This window comes from Pseudoalteromonas sp. AOP31-A2-14, from assembly GCF_052378035.1.
GTDB lineage: Bacteria > Pseudomonadota > Gammaproteobacteria > Enterobacterales > Alteromonadaceae > Pseudoalteromonas.
Genome location: NZ_JBQSXI010000001.1, coordinates 708,282 through 725,211, shown reverse-complemented (window position 1 = coordinate 725,211; position 16,930 = coordinate 708,282). Strand labels below are relative to the sequence as shown.

Here is a 16,930-nt window from a genome sequence, read left to right as displayed (position 1 = left end):
GAGTAAAAATAAATAAGGGCTAGCAAATGCTAGCCCAGTAATTTCAATATTTTATATATTAATTAACCTAAACGGTAGTTAGGTGCTTCTTTGGTGATTTGCACATCATGAACATGTGACTCACCCATACCCGCAGAAGTTACGCGAACAAATTGTGGTTTCGTGTTTAACTCTTCAATGGTTGCACAACCAGTTAAACCCATGGCACTGCGCAGACCACCCACTTGTTGGTGAATAATAGTTGCTATTGGGCCTTTATAAGCCACGCGACCTTCAATACCTTCTGGCACTAATTTGTCTGCTTGATTAGATTTTTGGAAGTAACGATCTGATGACCCTTCTTTTTGATCCATCGCACCTAAAGAACCCATACCACGGTATGATTTATAGTAGCGACCTTGATAAAGCTCAACTTCACCAGGTGCTTCTTCAGTACCAGCAAGCAATGAACCCACCATCACACATGATGCACCAGCAACTAATGCTTTTACAAGATCGCCAGAAAAACGGATACCACCATCAGCAATCACTGGAATGTCGCGGTCTTTTAACGCTTCAACAGCATCAGAAATTGCGGTAATTTGCGGCACGCCACAACCGGTAACGATTCGCGTAGTACAAATTGAACCAGGGCCGATACCAACTTTAACAGCGTCAGCACCTGCATCTGCAAGGGCAATTGCCCCTTCTGCTGTTGCTACGTTACCAGCAACAATTTGTAAGTCTGGAAATTCTTTGCGCGTTTGAGCAACACGGTCGATAACACCTTGTGAATGGCCGTGTGAAGTATCTATTAATAATAGATCAACGCCGGCTTCAACAAGTGCTGCAATACGTTCACCCGTACCATCGCCCACACCGACCGCAGCACCTACACGTAAACGACCTTGGTCATCTTTACATGCATCTGGTTTATCTTGGGCTTTTTGGTAATCTTTTACAGTGATCATGCCTTTAAGTTTAAATTCATTATCAACAACAAGAATTTTTTCAATGCGATGCTCGTGCATTAATCCTAAGATTTCTTCACGGGATGCGCCTTCTTTAACAGTGACTAACTTTTCTTTTTTAGTCATTACCGTTGAAACGGGTTGTTCTAGTTTGGTCTCAAAACGCATATCACGACTAGTCACAATACCGACTAGGTTATTGTCTTGATCGGTAACGGGGAAACCTGAGAAACCTTTTTCTTCAGAAAGGGCAACCGCTTGTGCAATTGTTAAATCCGCAGTCACTGTCACAGGAAAAGAAACAATGCCCGCTTCGTACGTTTTAACTTTACGTACGTTTCTGGCTTGTTCTTCAATGGTCATGTTTTTGTGGATAAAACCTAAACCACCCTCTTGCGCCAGCGCAATAGCTAAGCGAGCTTCGGTAACAGTATCCATAGATGCTGAAACTAGCGGCAAGTTAAGTTTGATACCACGCGTTAAACGAGTTGAAATATTAGCCGTATGAGGCAAAACAGTAGAATGACCAGGTACTAATAGTACGTCGTCAAAGGTAAGAGCTTCTTTAGCGATTCTAAGCATTTTGGCAACTTCTCACATGTGGATCTTGTATAAGGAATTGCGGCCAAATTTTATCAGCGTTATGGGCCTGAGTAAATAAGATTTCGTAAATATTTATGATAAACTAGCCCCCGTTAATTTATTTGGGACTTTTTATGGCTATAACTAATTCAATGCAAGGTGTTTATACGGTTTCTCGCCTTAATAAGGAAATTCGTAGTGTGCTCGAAAAAGGCTTTGCGTCGTTAATGTTAAATGGTGAAATCTCAAATTTTATAGCACCGGCATCGGGTCACTGGTATTTCACCTTAAAAGACGACCGCGCTCAGGTAAAAGCCGCAATGTGGCGTGGTAATAACCGTAATCAAACTTTTCGCCCTGCTAACGGCGCACAAGTAACTGTTCGCGCAAGAGTTTCTTTATACGAGCCGCGTGGTGATTACCAGCTGATTGTTGAACATATTGCGCCGGCTGGCGAAGGGCAACTTAAGGCCCAGTTTGATGAGCTAAAAATGCGCTTAGCTGCGCAAGGTTTATTTAGCTCAGCCTATAAAAAACCACTGCCAACAAGCATTAATAAAGTGGGTCTTATTACCTCAGCCACTGGCGCTGCTATTAAAGATATTTTAACAGTATTAAAGCGCCGCGCACCTCAACTGGAGGTGATTATTTACCCTGCTATGGTGCAAGGCAAAGATGCCCATAAGCAATTAATTGAAAAAATAAAAATGGCTAATCAACGTAGCGAAGTTGATGTATTAATACTAGGACGTGGTGGTGGTTCATTAGAAGATTTATGGTGTTTTAACCATGAACAACTTGCCCATGCTATTTTTGACAGTCAACTTCCTATCGTAAGCGCCGTGGGCCATGAAATTGATACTACAATTAGCGATTATGTAGCTGATATACGTGCAGCAACCCCCTCTGCAGCGGCTGAGCTAATTAGCCCTAATAGTATTGAGCTACACAGTAAAGTACAACAAAAAATTGCTGCGCTTATCAGTGCATTTCGTCACAACGTAGCTGCACATCGTAGCCAAGCCGTGCATTTACAGCATCGCTTAAACTTGTGCCATCCGCGAAACCAGTTAAGCCAACAAACCCAACGCTTAGATGAGTTGAGCTTAAGTTTACAACAAGCGATGATAAATCGCCTGCACAACCAAGAACGTGTTATAAATAACTTGCATCCCCGGTTAATAAAAAATTCCCCTGATAGGAAGCTTACCCATGCAAAACACCAACTGACTGAACTTAAAAGCCGCCTAGTCCAGCAAATACATCAACAGCTAAGTAGCGCTAATAATAACTTAGCACTACAAGCTAGTCGGTTAGAATCGGTCAGTCCGCTTAGTGTCCTTGCTCGCGGTTATAGCATCACAAAGTCTGAGCAAGGTAGGGTCGTTAAATCGGTAAGTGATATTGAAAAAGACACTCTACTCATAACAGAGCTAAGTGACGGGCAACTTAAATCTCGGGTAATTTAATAACCAGGCTTATACCCATCATAGGTATCTACTGTTCAGTGCTTAATACGAAGCGGTAATGACTATCGTTTGAATGTGAAGTACTGGTTTTAAACTGCTGCCACCAAGGTTGCTTAATAAGCTTATCGTTTAACTCACGCCAAGCAGTGTGATCAAAGTCATGCTCACCTTCAGCTGTAACTAACTCGAACTGACATACTGTTGTTTTACACTCACCACTTTCAAGTATCGGAGTTATGGTCAGATCTGCGGTGATCAAAAAGTCACTCACTGCGGTTTCAACATTGTATGCCCATAGATCATTACGCGGCTCTTGTTCAAAGCGCTCTTGTAGCTCTTGCTGTAAATCCGAGGGCTCACTATAAACACGGTTAAGCTGCGCTTTATATTGCTGAGTTTGTTTTTGTTGCTGTATCAATTTTTGCTCTAGCTCAGCAACTTGTGCTTTTAATTGGGCTTGGCTACGCGCTTCATCTTCGCTAGGTTTGTCATCAGTGAGGACTGTCTTTACCGAAGGCGACGTAACTGCTTGTCCTGGGCTTTGCAAAGTCTCGACTGGTTGCTGCACTGTTGTTTGCGGGACTACTTGTGAGCCTAACAAGTCTTTGTTGTCAGTTAATATAAAATAGCTGGCCGTTACCAACACACCAGCGGCAAACGCTAGTAATCGCGTAATTACTTGGCTATTCATTATTTTACCTTAAACATGACAGCAGAATTACAACATCGCACTCGTGTGAGATTCATTTTGTGGCTCCCCACCTTCTAAAAAGTTTTGATTCATACTTTTAGCAGGGCAAGGACAAGCGGGCTTGCCAACGATTTTAGCCGGTATCCCAACCGCTGTTGTATGAGCCGGAACAGCGTTTAATACCACTGAGTTTGCACCAATCCGCGCGCCCTCACCAACTTCTATATTACCGAGCACTTTAGCACCGGCACCAATTAACACGCCTGCGCGAATTTTAGGGTGGCGGTCACCTTTTTCGTTACCAGTACCGCCTAGTGTTACCGATTGCAATATGGAAACATTATCCTCAATAACCGCAGTTTCGCCAATGACAATACCCGTTGCGTGGTCAAACATAATACCATGACCGACTTGACAAGCCGGATGGATATCAACACCAAATACTTCTGATGTACGGCTTTGAACAAAGCGAGCTAGCTCTTTACGGTTTTGACGCCATAAACAATTAGCCAAACGATGCGCTTGAATTGCATGAAAGCCCTTTAGATTTAATATTACAGTTAAGTAAGTGTCAGCTGCGGGGTCTCTATCTTTAACCGCTTTTATATCATGGGCAACATGAGTCAGCATACGGTCGCATTCAACAAAAGCTTGATCAAACAATTCACGAATTGTAAAAGCCGAAACAACCGCATCTGATAATTTATTAGCAACAATAAAGCTTAATGCCGAACCTAAACACTCATGATTAAGCACACATGAATAAACATGACTTGCTAATAAAGGTTCACGGGTAACGACTTCATTTGCTTCTGTGCGAAGTTGTTGCCAAATTTCATGACGCATAGGACGGCCTTAAATTAATACAAATATACACTGTGATTCATTTTAACGGATTTAAAGCAAGATGTGTTAACCCAGTCGTTATTTGTTGTAGTTATTAGTTATAACCAACTAGAAAAAGCATTAATGCTGATTCAATGTCGAAACGCATAAACGTTAAAGTGTCCCTATAAATGGGGCACTTTAACGATAGCTGACTTAATTATTTGAATAGGCTTTTTACATAACCTTTATTCAAATACCTTATCTACAGCCATTACTTCAATATTTTTAGCTGGTATTGCTAACTTGTAATCAGCAATCACTTTATCTTCGGCAACTAATTCAGCTGGTTTTTCTGCATTATAGACCATTGGCGAAGTTTGCTCTGATGCTAGGCGTTTTTGCATATCTTTACCGTCATTGGTGATAAATACATAGTGAATATCATTCGTTTGTAAGTTATCTTTAATCACCCGATTTACATCATCAACAGTCAATTTTTCAAGCTTACTTGTTACATACTTTACAAACGACTGTGTGTTATAAAATTCACTATCCAGTGCGTAACCTAATTGACGATTTTGACTGGCGACCATTTGCGGCACAAAATTGATTAAGAAATTACGCGTTGCGTCAAAGTCTTTTTCTGTCATGCCATTTTTGATCAGCTTATCTAGTTCAAATAAAGCCGTACGTGTTGCAAAGTGCGCATCATTATTTGAACGCAATGGGCGTAACCAAACTTGGAATATCTGCTCTGAACGGCCTAAGTTTGCATCGGGCTTAGTTTGGAACATACCACGAGGAAAGTACTCAATGTATGCGTAATCACCGTAGTTCATACCCCGTGTTTGGCGAATGCGATTATAAAGGTAGGCATTTGAGCTGCGATGTTCGCCAAAGTAAGAGCGCACTAACCAAAGTGCTGTCCAATCTTCTTGGCTTCTAATTGTATCAATTGGGAAGCCAAACGATACAGCAGTAGATTGTGCCGACTTCTCAACAATGGTTGCATGATGCCCTTTAAGTTCTGGCGCATCAGGGATTGATAAGCGACTTTGCTCACCTTTTGGTAAATCACTTAAGTCATCAAACATAGTCGCTTTTAGTGACTGTGGTACTGCACCTATTAAACCAACGGTAAGCTTAGCTTGGGTAAACTCTTTGGCATAAAATGCTTTTACATCATCAAGCGTGAGCGCTTCAAGATCAGATAAATCACCATAGTTATAGCTTTCATACGGGTGACCTTGATATAACTTGTGATAAAGAACTTCTTTACCTAGCTCTTCATCATTAGATGCTTTAAGGCCTGATTTAATACCATCAATTATCTCTTTCTTTACTCGTTTAAAGTCATCTTCTCTAAAGCCAGGGTTAAGTAACTGCTCACTAACGAGTGCATACCACTGAACTGCATTATCTTTATGCACACGCCCTTGTAGAGAAATCATTTCTTTATCTAGCTGATAATTAAAGCTCCCAGCCAATGGGTAAAGGGCTTGCTTAATATCGTTGTAGCTTTTCGATTCTGAACCGCCTTGAGCAAGCATAGCTGCCGTTAGCGCAGCCACCCCTTTTTTACCTTTTGGATCAGCAGCAGCGCCTGTGTGAAATAACCAGTTAACATCAATAAGCGGTGAGTCATTTGTTTTATCAAGCACCTTAAAGTGATGCTCTTTCACTGTTTGTTTACTAGCTACTAAAGTATTTAAGTCAACGCCTTGCTCAAAGCCTGATACTTTATCAAGTGCTGACATAGTAACGGTGGTGCGGCTACTATCGACAAAATATTTATTAGCAATAGCTTTAATATCTTCTGCTGTAATGTTATCTGCCGTTGCATAAAGCTGATTTACAACTTCAGGATCACGCTCAAAGTGCATGTAGCTTGCAAGCGTTGACGCAATTGATTGCGATGAATCAAGACCATTAATAAAACTGTACTTAAGGTTTGATTTTAAATCTGCAAGCTTTTGGCTATCCACCAACTCCGTACGTGCTTTTGCATACGTTCGATTTATCGCTTCACGTGCTTTTAGTAAGTCTTTTTCGCTGTCAACTTTGACAAATACGTGCAGTAAACCGGCATCTTTAGTATCTGGATTATAGCTAAACATTTGACTCGCGATTTGTTTATCTACCACTAACTCCTGGTAAAGAGCTGAATTATTTGAAAAATAAAGCTGTGAGAGTAAATCAAGTGCAGCGCGGTCTTTTTGCTTGGGTTGCCACGGTGTGCCCTTATAAGACACTAACAACCAATGCCCTGGTAATCCTTTATTTTGCTCGTGTATATATTTAGCTGCTTGCTGCTTTGGTTCTACAGGAATATCAGCAACATAATCGCCTTTTTTCCATTTTCCCCAATGCTTTTTGACCATCGCCATTGTCGCTTGTGGGTCTACATCACCAACAATGACTAACGACACATATTCAGGTTTATAAAACTTATCAAAGAACTCTTTACCGTACGCCATTTGATCAGGCATAGCTTCTATGTCTTCAAAAAAGCCCATTGTGGTATGTTTATAGGTATGTTTTTCAAACGCTTCATTACGCACCGCCGATAACAACTTACGTACTGGGCTGGCATTATTTTTCAGGTATTCACCTTTAACTGTTAACGCCTCAGTTCGGAACTGCTCTTCTGAATACGTTAAGTTTTGGAAAATATCAGCTTCAATTTCAAGTACTTTATCAAGGTGTTGCTTTGAAAAATTTAAATGGTAGTTTGTGTAATCGTTTGTTGTATAAGCGCGGTTATCAACACCTGAATTTTTTAATATGTCAGAATACACATCTTCAGGGTATTTTTCAGAGCCTTTAAACATCATGTGTTCAAAAAAGTGAGCAAAGCCGGTTTTACCCGCTTCTACTTCGTTACGTGAACCAACCGATACTGGAATTTGCAGTGACACAACATCGGGATAATCGGTTTTAACCACCATAACGCGTAAGCCGTTATCGAGCTCTTCAAGTAAATAGTCTTGTGAAAATACTTTATCATTTGCAGTATTCTCTGAGCCTTGTGTTATTTGTGCTTCTTTAACTGTCGTCGTGCTATTACTAACACAGCCACTTAGTGCCAGCGTTACCGCGAGGCTGGTCGCTAATAATTTAAATTTCATTGTTATCCCTTGTTAGTTGAATATTTTTATAGTTATGAATTTTTATATACATGTTGATTATGCAACAAAGTTAGATGAAATCAGAGCCCTGCGGGTATATTTAATGTAAATAGATATGTTAATTTTAAAGATACGCTCATACCAACATGAAATAAACTCATATTAATTGAGGAAGTTTCACTATAAAGCTCTATCTAGACGTCTAAATGGCTGTTATATTATCTGCATAGACATCTAATTGGCTGGAATGAGGATTATGGCTTTATCACTACAAGAGAAAATTGAAGACACCAATCAAGGCGTGTATTTAATTGGCACAACTCCCCCGAGAATTGGTACCGATAAAGCTCAGCTTGAGACTATAGCGCAAAAGCTATTGGGACGTTTGCATGAAATTGAATACGATGGCGTAATAGTTTACGACATTCAAGATGAAAGCAGCCGTACCGATCAAACTCGCCCATTCCCGTTTAAGAAAACGGTTGACCCGCGTGAATACAGCAATCTACTTCGTAACTTATCTCAGCTTGATGTGATCACCTACAAAAGTGTGGCACAACGCGGTGTTGCTCAATTTAAAGATTGGCTAAGTGAAACCCTAAATTCGGATAATAAGTGCAATTTCTCAGATTAGATGGCCAGCTGTTATAATTCGGCCATTTTCTCGCCAAAGGAAATTGCTTTAATGAAATATAAACAGCTGACACAAGAAGAAAGATACCAGATTTACGCGTTAATAAAAGCAGGAAATAACCAAAAGCAGATAGCTGAAGAACTAACTCGTTCACCGTCATCTATTTCTAGAGAGCTAAAACGCAATAAAGGACTTAAAGGCTATCGGCCTAACCAAGCCAATAACTTTGCTGAACAAAGACGTAAGTCATCTTTCAAAGCAAGTAAGTTAACAGAGGACGTCACTCACTGGATTAATAAATTGTTGCATGACGGACTTTCCCCTGAGCAAGTGGCAGGCCGCTTAGCTTTAGAGAAACAGGTCGTTTTACATCATGAAACAATTTATCAATATATTTACAGAGACAAGGCTCGTGGTGGCAAGCTACATAAGACACTCACTCGTGCATGTAAAAAGTATAAAAAACGCTATGGAAGCTATGATAAACGTGGACAGATAGTTAATCGAGTCAGCATTGATGAACGCCCAAGTATTGTGGATTCAAAGTCTAGGATTGGTGATTGGGAGGGCGATACAGTGATAGGTAAAGGGCGTAAAAATGCGCTTGTCACAATGGTTGAACGTAAAACGTTATATACAGTCGTTCACAGAATTGAAAGCAAGCATGCGAAAATAACAGCCGATGCGCTGATCACGTGTATGACACCATATAAAGGTAAGGTTATTACCGTGACGTTAGATAATGGAAAAGAGTTTGCTCACCATGAGCATGTTGCACAAAAATTAGAAGCTGATGTGTATTTCGCTCATCCCTATTCATCATGGGAGCGGGGCATAAATGAGAATACCAACGGCTTACTTAGACGCTTCTTCCCCAAGGGAACTGACTTTATGGCGCTAAGTGAAGCAGAGATACAGGCGGCAGTTGATAAGCTCAACCATCGGCCAAGAAAAACAAGAGGGTATAAAACCCCTCATGAATTATTTACGGGGCAATCAGAAGTTCTGGTGGCTGCATAATGATTGCACTTAATACTTGAATTCAAGAACTAAAAAAGACTTCGATTTACAAAATGTTGTTTTAGTAGGTAGCCCATCATCGATAGGCGATATAAAGCTAAGCCTGCCCGATGCGTATAAAGCATTGGCTGAGCAATCAGATGATTTCTTTTTAGGTGGCGTTACGATTGCCGAGCGCCACTCAAGTAAACGAAATGAGCACGAACGCTTAATAGAGAAAACAGCACAAGGCTGCCAGTTTTTTATATCGCAAGCTGTTTACGACGCGCAAGCAACTATTGATTTAATTACTAGTTAACCTGAGATCTGTTTAAGCGATAACTAATGCATTGAGCTCTACGTCAGTTAAATTAAGGTGTGGCTTATTTTCTTTTAAGCAATAAGCCACCAATCCAGCCACTAAATTCAACATAAAACCGTTCATACTCCGATGTCTCGAATGTTCAATGAAGGATATGTTCTTGAGTTGGTCATTAATTGTCTCGATTATAAAGCGCTTTGAAAGCATCGCTCTATCCCATAGTGACATCGCTTTTGCCTTCATATTTTTGCGAACAGTCGTAATAAGCTTTACACCTTTATCAAGTAAGTCCGTTTCTAAAGCTTTACTTAAATATCCTTTGTCACCATACAGTTTATCTGTCAGGCAGCTCGCTAATTCACGCACTGGCTGCGTATCATGCACATTACCTGTTGTCACTTTTGCAGCAACAATCTCACCATGATGATTAACAATTAAATGCAGTTTGAAGCCATAAAACCAACCCATCGTTCCTTTGCCTCGCTGGGCTATTCCATCAAAGGTTTTATGCCTAGGAATACGAATATTATGGCACACCTTGATACATGTAGAGTCAATGAATTCAACACCTGTGGGTTTACCTTTAAGTGAAGTAAAATAGGCACACATCGGCACAAGTACCCTCGGCATAACGGCTAAAAATCGCGTGTAACTGAGCAAGTTAGGAAATTCACTTTTGTACATAAGTGAAACATAGCCAAGATAGTAATTTTTAAAATCACGGTGATGCGACATATGGAAACTAATGACAATAGTCATAATTTCACTGGTCGTCATACGTCCTGCTCGCTGACGTTTTTGGGTACCATCTTCGAGTAATTGTTTTTCCCATTGAGGTATAAATACTTTGCAAAAATCATCGACATCGCAAAACAATTCAACTAATTTAATCATGCCTGTTCCTTGTCTATCCAATCGTTCTTGGTCGAAAGATCGGATCTCGGAACAGGCATTTAGTTCAATTTCTTAAACGAGATTCAGGTTAGTTACGTACGTACATGTAAGGCACAAGGTATTACACCTCAACGTATTATACTCACGTTTACTCCGTGCGGCGGCGAAAAAACCTTAGAATTTATGCAATGGTTGGGTATTTCAGTGCCAGAGGCAACTAAGTGGCGCATGCTTGATGCAGATAATACATTAAGCGAGTCCGTACGTATTTGCCGCGAAAACCTCGACTTAATACTTAAAAGCTGTGCACATTTAGATGTACCACTGGGCTTAAATATTGAAAGCTTAACAAACCGTAAAGAAGAAATTGACGCGTCAATTAATTTATACCGTTTATTAAAGGCAATAATGGAATTAAATCTAGCCGAAAAGCTAATAGCTTAAACTAATTCCGCCCCTTCTTGGCAAGCCTTATGGCTTGCTTTTTTTTGCTAAAAAAATTACTTAATTTAAACCTGTACCTGCGAAATAAGTATGCTCTAAACCATAAGAAACTTCTTTTAAGGGAATTTAAATCAGACGATTAAAATATGATCAGCTATGGGTTTTGAATTAATTATCGATAACTCCAGTATTAAGGTCTTTTTTATATTTTAACTTTCATATATCAGATTAAAATACGCTCCCAATGTCAGCTCGCATATCAATTGATAAATAATATCGTTCTGATTTTTCAGTAAGCACAATAAACCTCAAGCTAGCTAGTTCAATCTTAAACTATTTTATTAGTGTACTTTTAAAGCGAGCTTATACGCTTGTTTATTTTTATACATGGCGTGGTCTGCATCATTTAATAGCGCTTCAAAAGGCTGCTTTTGTTTATTAGTAAAACTGTAACCAATACTCAGTGATAAATCGCAAACATCTTCTTTGAATAGGGCTTTTGAATACTCCGAGGATATTTTATTCATGATGTAGCTAATTTTACTTTTATCGCTCACTTGCATTACTGCAACAAACTCATCGCCACCTAAACGCCCTACTATATCGGCATCTCTTAAGTGTGTTTTTAGCGTATCGGCCAATATAATTAGCGCTTTATCTCCAGTTTCATGTCCGTAGGTGTCGTTTAGTTTTTTAAAGTCGTTTATATCAATAAACAAACAACACACGTCAAAACCCCAAACGCAGTGCTAAATTAAGTTTTTGCTGAGCTAATAAGTTAAGTGCTCGGCGATTATAAATAGCTGTTAATGAGTCTAGCATGGCTATTTCGCGCATTTGCTCATAACTATAAACAAGCGCTAAATCATCTTCAATCAAGTCACGAAGCTGCTCTATTAGCTCAAAGTATTCATCTGTATATCTGGTTTGTTTTGTGTCTTTTAGGCATAGCGTGCCAAACACATCACCTTCAGGCCAATGAATGGGTAAACCTAGGTAGGATTGAACTCCACCTTCAATAACCTCAGGCATAGTTTTCCATTGCTCGTTATTGCAAGCATCGTTAACATATAAAATATTGTTGTTTTCAGCTACATGTTTACAAAAGAGGGGCGTTTGCGGAGGAAGTATTGGATTAGTTTCAAAATTAGAGCCGCCTTCGTTACTTCTTATAACGACGCGATAGCCTTTACTAGTTACCTGAACTATATAACCAGACGGAGCCGAAAACAGCCCCGTAATGAGGTCGATTATTTTTTGCCATTTATGCAAAGATATTTGGCCATCAATACCAGTAAATGCCCATTTATCCGTTTCAAACATAACTTTACCTCAGCTACTTATTACCTTAAGTATAGCCAAAAAAGCGAAAAAAAAAGCTATTATTTCCGGCGTCTACTTGGTGCTCTTTGACCTGTAATTCGTTTTTTATCGCGCTCTTTTCGTGATTTATTAGTATTTTTACGATTATCTTTTGGTTTTTTATTTAAATCAGGCTCGTAACCTTCTAACCATTGCGGCGTTAAACGGGTATCCAATAGCCCTTCTATTTCTTCTAGTAGCCATTGTTCATCTAAACTAACTAATGACATAGCTAAACCTTGCTCGCCAGCACGTCCTGTTCGGCCGATACGGTGTACGTAGTCTTCTGCTATATATGGTAGCTCAAAGTTAATCACATACTTTAATGACACAATATCTAAACCACGTGCAGCTACATCGGTTGCAACTAATACACGTGTGGTGCCATCTTTAAAGTTTTGTAGTGCTCTGTCGCGCGCACCTTGAGATTTATCACCATGAATGGACTCGGTTTTTAAACCGTCTTTACACATTTCTTTAGCCAACTTATCGGCCATTTGTTTAGTACGGGTAAAAATAAGCACTTGGCGCCAGTTTTTCATGCCAATCATGTGCGAAACAAGCTCGCGTTTGCGATCTTCATCAACCGCATAAATCACTTGTTCGACTTCTACTGCTGCGGAGTTACGTTTATCAACCTCAACTAGTTTTGGGTCTTTAAGAAGTGTTTTACTAAGTTCAAATATACTGTCATCAAAGGTGGCTGAAAATAGCAACGTTTGGCGCTCACGGGGAACATGGCGCAAGATACGTTTTATCTCATCAATAAAGCCCATATCAAGCATTCGGTCGGCTTCGTCAAACACTAACGAGTCAACACTGGCTAAGGTAATACTGCCTTTAATAATATGATCGAGTAATCGCCCTGGGGTTGCGACTACAACTTGCGCATCTTTCATCGCTTTTACTTGTGGCCCAATACTTGCGCCGCCGTAAGCCAGCGCACCTTTAATATCACTGCCTTGTGCGTATTTTTCAAAGCTTGCAAACACTTGCTGAGCAAGCTCTCGGGTGGGCGTTAAAATAAGCACTCGCGCAATACCATCTTCATCTTTTTTATTCGTTGTCAGTAACTTATGTAAAAGGGGAAGTACAAATGCCGCTGTTTTTCCAGTCCCCGTTTGCGCACTACCCATTACATCATGACCTGCTAGAATTAATGGAATAGTTTGCAGTTGAATCGCGGTTGGGGTTAGATACTGATTTTGCTCAAGTGATTTAAGCAATAAAGCATTAAGATGGAGATCAGAAAAAGTTGCAGCAGACATAGTTTCAGCTTGAATAACAGATAATAGCATTATTGTACGCGCAAAACAGGCAACAAAAAAGGCGCTAAAATGCACCTTTTAATTTAAATTACAGCCCTTTAAAATTTACGCAGGCTTAAGTATTTCTTTACGCTGGTTATAAAAGGTAATCAGATCATCAACCGTTTCTTGACAGTATTCACGAATGCCCGATACCAACATGTGCTTTTCGCCACTACCGACTTTTACGCCATTTTCGAGCAAATTAAACCGTAAAGTGATTTTTCCGCGCTTACCGGTATGCTCAAAGTCAGGCTCTGCAAATTCAAGTGTTGGCGCTTTTATATCAAGGTTATCAAGATTGATAAGCATTGATTCGTAAATAACCATCGGACGAGCAGGGTTTATCATCACCTCTTGCTTACCCATTAATGGAATAATGACATGCGGGAAGGTAGTGCCTGAAAACTCAACGTAATTTTTAATTAGGTTATCAGTTAAGCTTTGGCATTGGCTATTTTCACCTTCTCGCTTAACTCTAAGCATAACCTTTTCACCGCTGGTAATGTCAAACTCATTTCCCCCCTCAGGGAAGTGTAGCTTGGTATTTTCATCAACCATGCCGGCAAAAGTAAATTCCATTTTTTCGCTGATGCCATAGCGATTTAGCACCAGTGCAAAAAGCAAATCGCCTGGCACGCAAAACTTTTTGGCGTCTTTGTCGTGTAGTGGGTTGTAATCATCAGCCACACACTTTGCAAAGCGACAGCCTTGCTCACGTGAGATTGAGATATGATCAGCATGTTGCTGGTAAAAAGGACTTAACATAGTTGTTCACTGCTTAAACTGCTTATAACCTGAGTATACTACCAGATAAAATGGTTTTAGAGGTCGAATCACTTACTAAATCTTACAATTAACTTGAGAACAAATGTTGCACAACTCTGTTTTTGTTAGTAATTTGATTACGAAATTGGAAACTCATTACTAAAGGACTAATTACTATGATGCGTATTATCGCCACAATAAGCATACTCTCTGCGCTAGCTGGATGCTCGTCTGGCATAACCTTTCATACCAACATAGATAAAGATGTTTTATCTCAAAAAGTTGGTGAACATGTGGCAAGAGGAGACCTTCAACAGTTTTATAGCGATCAAGAAGCACACGAAAGTGGCGCTACTCTTTTAGGACGAGTTGAAGGTCAAAGTTGCATGAGTCACGACCGAAATGTTAAAGGAACTATTAGTGATGAACGCGCTAAATCTAACGCAATATATGAGCTAAAAAACAATGTAATTAATCGCGGTGCAAATGCATTTACTATTAATTCATGCCGTAAAACAGCAACAAGCTATTGCCACGTGGCAATGTATTGTAGTGGTCAGGCTTATAATTACTGACAGCACTGCATTAAATATTTAATGCAAAGCTAAGTAGCACGCGCTTTCCAAACTCGATTTTAGATACGCTGTGTTCGTATTTATCGGGTCTGAACAAATACACGCGATTAAATAAATTTATAATGCATTTTGAGCATTTAAATACCCCACCCGCTTTAGGTTTCTCTAATACAAAATTGAGCTTGTAATAGCGCCCTTGCTGCACGGGGTCAATATGCTTCATTACGCTGTGATTGGTTGGGTAAGTAACAAGGTTTATCGAAAATTTATTACTGCTAAAAATAGCTTTGTTTTTAACGGTTGCGATCATGGATCATACTGCCTCCTTTGGGTTTACATGTCGCATTTTAGCATTTGCTAAAGCGCCAATGCTTGCGCTAAACAATATCAAAACGCGATGCCATATAACCAAACAGCCTGAAACAAAAAAGCCGAACTTATTTACTACCTAATAAGCTCGGCTTTTAAAAGTGTATTATTTAATCATTATGCACTTGGGTATGTGCGGTACGCACGCTCAATATTCTTCGCTTGTTTTTTAGAAACACCTAAATGAGCAAGTGCGACACGTAAGCGAGCACGTGATAAATCCGAGCCTAAAATTTCCATGGCATCAAGCACTGATGTTGATGAAGTTTTACCAGTAATAGCTACGAAAATAGGCTCTAAGAAGTCTTTAATTTTAAGCTCGTGGAAAGTAGCCACTTCTTTCGCAATAGCAAAAATAGCCGGTTTATCAAAGCTGCGTAAACCTTCTAATTGCCAAATAAAGAACTGTAATGCTTGGCGAATAACGTTTTCATCAGCCTTACCTGCGGTTAATAAAGCAGGATCATAAGTCGGGATCCCGCCTACAAAGTGCCCAGCTAAATCAACCATGTCTGACAAAGTATTAATACGCGTTTTCGCTTCAGGTAATACTTTAGCCAGCATTTCGCCATTAAACTTCCAATCAACAAACCGCTGTACAAGCTCTGCATCAGTGAGGTTTTCGCGGATCCAAGTACCATTTAGCCAACTTAGTTTATCCACATCAAAGATTGGGCCACCGAGTGATACACGTTTCATATCAAAGTGTTCTATCATTTCATCAAGGGTGAATTTTTCACGCTCGTCAGGCATTGACCAGCCCATGCGGCCTAAATAGTTAAGCAGTGCCTCTGGCAAATAACCCATCTCTTTATAGTAGTTAATTGAAGTTGGGTTTTTACGCTTTGACAGCTTTGATTTATCCGGGTTACGCAATAATGGCAAGTGTCCAAGTACGGGGGCATCCCAACCAAAATCTTCATATAGTTTTAATAGTTTTGGCGCCGAGTTGATCCATTCTTCACCACGGAAAATATGGCTAATTTCCATGTGATGGTCATCAACTACGTTGGCTAAAAAGTAAGTTGGAAAACCATCCGCTTTTAATAGCACTTGCATATCGACGTTTTCCCACGGGATTTCAATTTCGTCGCGCAGGTAATCGTTAAACTTAAAAGTGCCTTCGGTAGGAATGTTCATGCGTATAACATACGGCTTGCCAGCAGCTAAATTTGCTTTTATTTCATCTTCAGTAAGCTTTAAACCACGACCATCGTATTTAGGACGTAGACCTTCTGCCATTTGCTCTTCGCGCATTTTATCAAGCTCTTCGCTAGTTGCGAAGCAGTAAAACGCTTTACCCTCGTCTACTAACTGATGCGCATATTTTTTATATAAATCACTACGCTCAGACTGACGGTACGGGCCAAACTCACCGCCCACATCAGGGCCATGATCCCACTCAAGACCTAACCAACGCAGGCTATCCATAATAGCTTGTTCTGATTCTGGGGTGCTACGTACTTGGTCAGTATCTTCAATGCGAAGTACAAACTCACCACCTTGCTGCTTAGCAAAACAGTAATTAAATAGGGCAATATAGGCGGTTCCTAGGTGCGGGTCACCAGTTGGCGACGGGGCAACACGAGTACGGATTGTCATGATTAT

At 40.1% G+C, this 16,930-nt stretch carries 14 protein-coding genes and 3 pseudogenes; 6 read left to right on the top strand and 11 right to left on the bottom strand.

Features of this window, described 5'->3' with window-relative positions:
- Window positions 1–62: 62 nt before the first annotated feature.
- A complete protein-coding gene (gene guaB / locus ACT3S9_RS03395; RefSeq protein WP_441836550.1) occupies window positions 63–1,532 on the bottom strand; it encodes an IMP dehydrogenase in 1,470 nt (489 codons plus the stop codon).
- A gap of 134 nt (window positions 1,533–1,666) precedes the next feature.
- On the opposite strand from guaB, the gene xseA reads away from it, so the two are divergent.
- A complete protein-coding gene (gene xseA, locus ACT3S9_RS03390) occupies window positions 1,667–3,001 on the top strand; it encodes an exodeoxyribonuclease VII large subunit (RefSeq protein WP_441993300.1) in 1,335 nt (444 codons plus the stop codon).
- A 28-nt stretch (window positions 3,002–3,029) separates the two neighbouring features.
- Here the strand turns inward: xseA and ACT3S9_RS03385 are convergent, their stop codons facing one another.
- The 3 genes from ACT3S9_RS03385 to ACT3S9_RS03375 form a co-directional block, all read right to left on the bottom strand.
- Complete coding sequence (locus ACT3S9_RS03385) at window positions 3,030–3,692, bottom strand: hypothetical protein (protein WP_441993302.1); 663 nt, start codon at window positions 3,690–3,692, stop codon at window positions 3,030–3,032.
- A 27-nt stretch (window positions 3,693–3,719) separates the two neighbouring features.
- Window positions 3,720–4,538, bottom strand: a complete 819-nt coding sequence (gene cysE, locus ACT3S9_RS03380) for a serine O-acetyltransferase (protein ID WP_441993304.1) — start codon at window positions 4,536–4,538, stop codon at window positions 3,720–3,722.
- 227 nt (window positions 4,539–4,765) lie between these two features.
- Complete coding sequence (locus ACT3S9_RS03375; RefSeq protein ID WP_444750714.1) at window positions 4,766–7,648, bottom strand: M16 family metallopeptidase; 2,883 nt, start codon at window positions 7,646–7,648, stop codon at window positions 4,766–4,768.
- A 256-nt stretch (window positions 7,649–7,904) separates the two neighbouring features.
- Here ACT3S9_RS03375 and ACT3S9_RS03370 point away from each other — a divergent pair.
- The 3 genes and pseudogenes from ACT3S9_RS03370 to ACT3S9_RS03360 form a co-directional block, all read left to right on the top strand.
- A pseudogene (locus ACT3S9_RS03370) lies at window positions 7,905–8,252 on the top strand (hypothetical protein); the annotation flags it as partial.
- Between the two features lie 81 nt (window positions 8,253–8,333).
- Window positions 8,334–9,302, top strand: coding sequence for an IS30 family transposase (locus tag ACT3S9_RS03365; protein ID WP_086959932.1), 969 nt, complete (start codon window positions 8,334–8,336; stop codon window positions 9,300–9,302).
- A gap of 28 nt (window positions 9,303–9,330) precedes the next feature.
- Window positions 9,331–9,597 (top strand): annotated as a pseudogene (locus ACT3S9_RS03360) (hypothetical protein); the annotation flags it as partial.
- A 15-nt stretch (window positions 9,598–9,612) separates the two neighbouring features.
- Here ACT3S9_RS03360 and ACT3S9_RS03355 read toward each other — a convergent pair.
- Window positions 9,613–10,497, bottom strand: a complete 885-nt coding sequence (locus ACT3S9_RS03355) for an IS982 family transposase (RefSeq protein WP_193039152.1) — start codon at window positions 10,495–10,497, stop codon at window positions 9,613–9,615.
- A 78-nt stretch (window positions 10,498–10,575) separates the two neighbouring features.
- Between ACT3S9_RS03355 and ACT3S9_RS03350 the strand changes: the two are divergent.
- Window positions 10,576–10,941: pseudogene (locus ACT3S9_RS03350) on the top strand (hypothetical protein); the annotation flags it as partial.
- Between the two features lie 341 nt (window positions 10,942–11,282).
- On the opposite strand, the gene ACT3S9_RS03345 reads toward ACT3S9_RS03350, so the two are convergent.
- The 4 genes from ACT3S9_RS03345 to ACT3S9_RS03330 all read right to left on the bottom strand — a co-directional run bounded on the left by ACT3S9_RS03345 (window position 11,283) and on the right by ACT3S9_RS03330 (window position 14,378).
- Window positions 11,283–11,669, bottom strand: coding sequence for a GGDEF domain-containing protein (locus ACT3S9_RS03345; RefSeq protein WP_444750713.1), 387 nt, complete (start codon window positions 11,667–11,669; stop codon window positions 11,283–11,285).
- A 1-nt stretch (window position 11,670) separates the two neighbouring features.
- Window positions 11,671–12,264: a GAF domain-containing protein gene (locus ACT3S9_RS03340; protein ID WP_444750712.1), complete on the bottom strand. Its 594-nt coding sequence runs from the start codon at window positions 12,262–12,264 to the stop codon at window positions 11,671–11,673.
- 59 nt (window positions 12,265–12,323) lie between these two features.
- Window positions 12,324–13,571 (bottom strand): DEAD/DEAH box helicase, encoded by a 1,248-nt coding sequence (locus tag ACT3S9_RS03335; RefSeq protein ID WP_441992730.1) that lies wholly within the window; start codon window positions 13,569–13,571, stop codon window positions 12,324–12,326.
- 105 nt (window positions 13,572–13,676) lie between these two features.
- Complete coding sequence (locus ACT3S9_RS03330) at window positions 13,677–14,378, bottom strand: DUF3581 family protein (RefSeq protein ID WP_441836658.1); 702 nt, start codon at window positions 14,376–14,378, stop codon at window positions 13,677–13,679.
- A 176-nt stretch (window positions 14,379–14,554) separates the two neighbouring features.
- On the opposite strand from ACT3S9_RS03330, the gene ACT3S9_RS03325 reads away from it, so the two are divergent.
- Window positions 14,555–14,953, top strand: coding sequence for a hypothetical protein (locus ACT3S9_RS03325; RefSeq protein WP_441992729.1), 399 nt, complete (start codon window positions 14,555–14,557; stop codon window positions 14,951–14,953).
- A gap of 10 nt (window positions 14,954–14,963) precedes the next feature.
- Here ACT3S9_RS03325 and ACT3S9_RS03320 read toward each other — a convergent pair whose 3' ends face one another.
- Both ACT3S9_RS03320 and gltX read right to left on the bottom strand, forming a co-directional pair.
- A complete protein-coding gene (locus tag ACT3S9_RS03320; RefSeq protein WP_441835963.1) occupies window positions 14,964–15,263 on the bottom strand; it encodes a 2OG-Fe(II) oxygenase in 300 nt (99 codons plus the stop codon).
- 176 nt (window positions 15,264–15,439) lie between these two features.
- Window positions 15,440–16,924, bottom strand: coding sequence for a glutamate--tRNA ligase (gene gltX / locus ACT3S9_RS03315; protein WP_441835962.1), 1,485 nt, complete (start codon window positions 16,922–16,924; stop codon window positions 15,440–15,442).
- Between the last annotated feature and the right edge of the window lie 6 nt (window positions 16,925–16,930).

What these genes read in the sequence shown, in the direction of transcription:
- guaB (WP_441836550.1), bottom strand. Translation starts at nt 1,532, where the DNA reads ATGCTTAGAATCGCTAAAGAAGCTCTTACCTTTGACGACGTACTATTA.
- xseA (WP_441993300.1), top strand. Translation starts at nt 1,667, where the DNA reads ATGGCTATAACTAATTCAATGCAAGGTGTTTATACGGTTTCTCGCCTT.
- ACT3S9_RS03385 (WP_441993302.1), bottom strand. Translation starts at nt 3,692, where the DNA reads ATGAATAGCCAAGTAATTACGCGATTACTAGCGTTTGCCGCTGGTGTG.
- cysE (WP_441993304.1), bottom strand. Translation starts at nt 4,538, where the DNA reads ATGCGTCATGAAATTTGGCAACAACTTCGCACAGAAGCAAATGAAGTC.
- ACT3S9_RS03375 (WP_444750714.1), bottom strand. Translation starts at nt 7,648, where the DNA reads ATGAAATTTAAATTATTAGCGACCAGCCTCGCGGTAACGCTGGCACTA.
- ACT3S9_RS03365 (WP_086959932.1), top strand. Translation starts at nt 8,334, where the DNA reads ATGAAATATAAACAGCTGACACAAGAAGAAAGATACCAGATTTACGCG.
- ACT3S9_RS03355 (WP_193039152.1), bottom strand. Translation starts at nt 10,497, where the DNA reads ATGATTAAATTAGTTGAATTGTTTTGCGATGTCGATGATTTTTGCAAA.
- ACT3S9_RS03340 (WP_444750712.1), bottom strand. Translation starts at nt 12,264, where the DNA reads ATGTTTGAAACGGATAAATGGGCATTTACTGGTATTGATGGCCAAATA.
- ACT3S9_RS03335 (WP_441992730.1), bottom strand. Translation starts at nt 13,571, where the DNA reads ATGTCTGCTGCAACTTTTTCTGATCTCCATCTTAATGCTTTATTGCTT.
- ACT3S9_RS03330 (WP_441836658.1), bottom strand. Translation starts at nt 14,378, where the DNA reads ATGTTAAGTCCTTTTTACCAGCAACATGCTGATCATATCTCAATCTCA.
- ACT3S9_RS03325 (WP_441992729.1), top strand. Translation starts at nt 14,555, where the DNA reads ATGATGCGTATTATCGCCACAATAAGCATACTCTCTGCGCTAGCTGGA.
- ACT3S9_RS03320 (WP_441835963.1), bottom strand. Translation starts at nt 15,263, where the DNA reads ATGATCGCAACCGTTAAAAACAAAGCTATTTTTAGCAGTAATAAATTT.
- gltX (WP_441835962.1), bottom strand. Translation starts at nt 16,924, where the DNA reads ATGACAATCCGTACTCGTGTTGCCCCGTCGCCAACTGGTGACCCGCAC.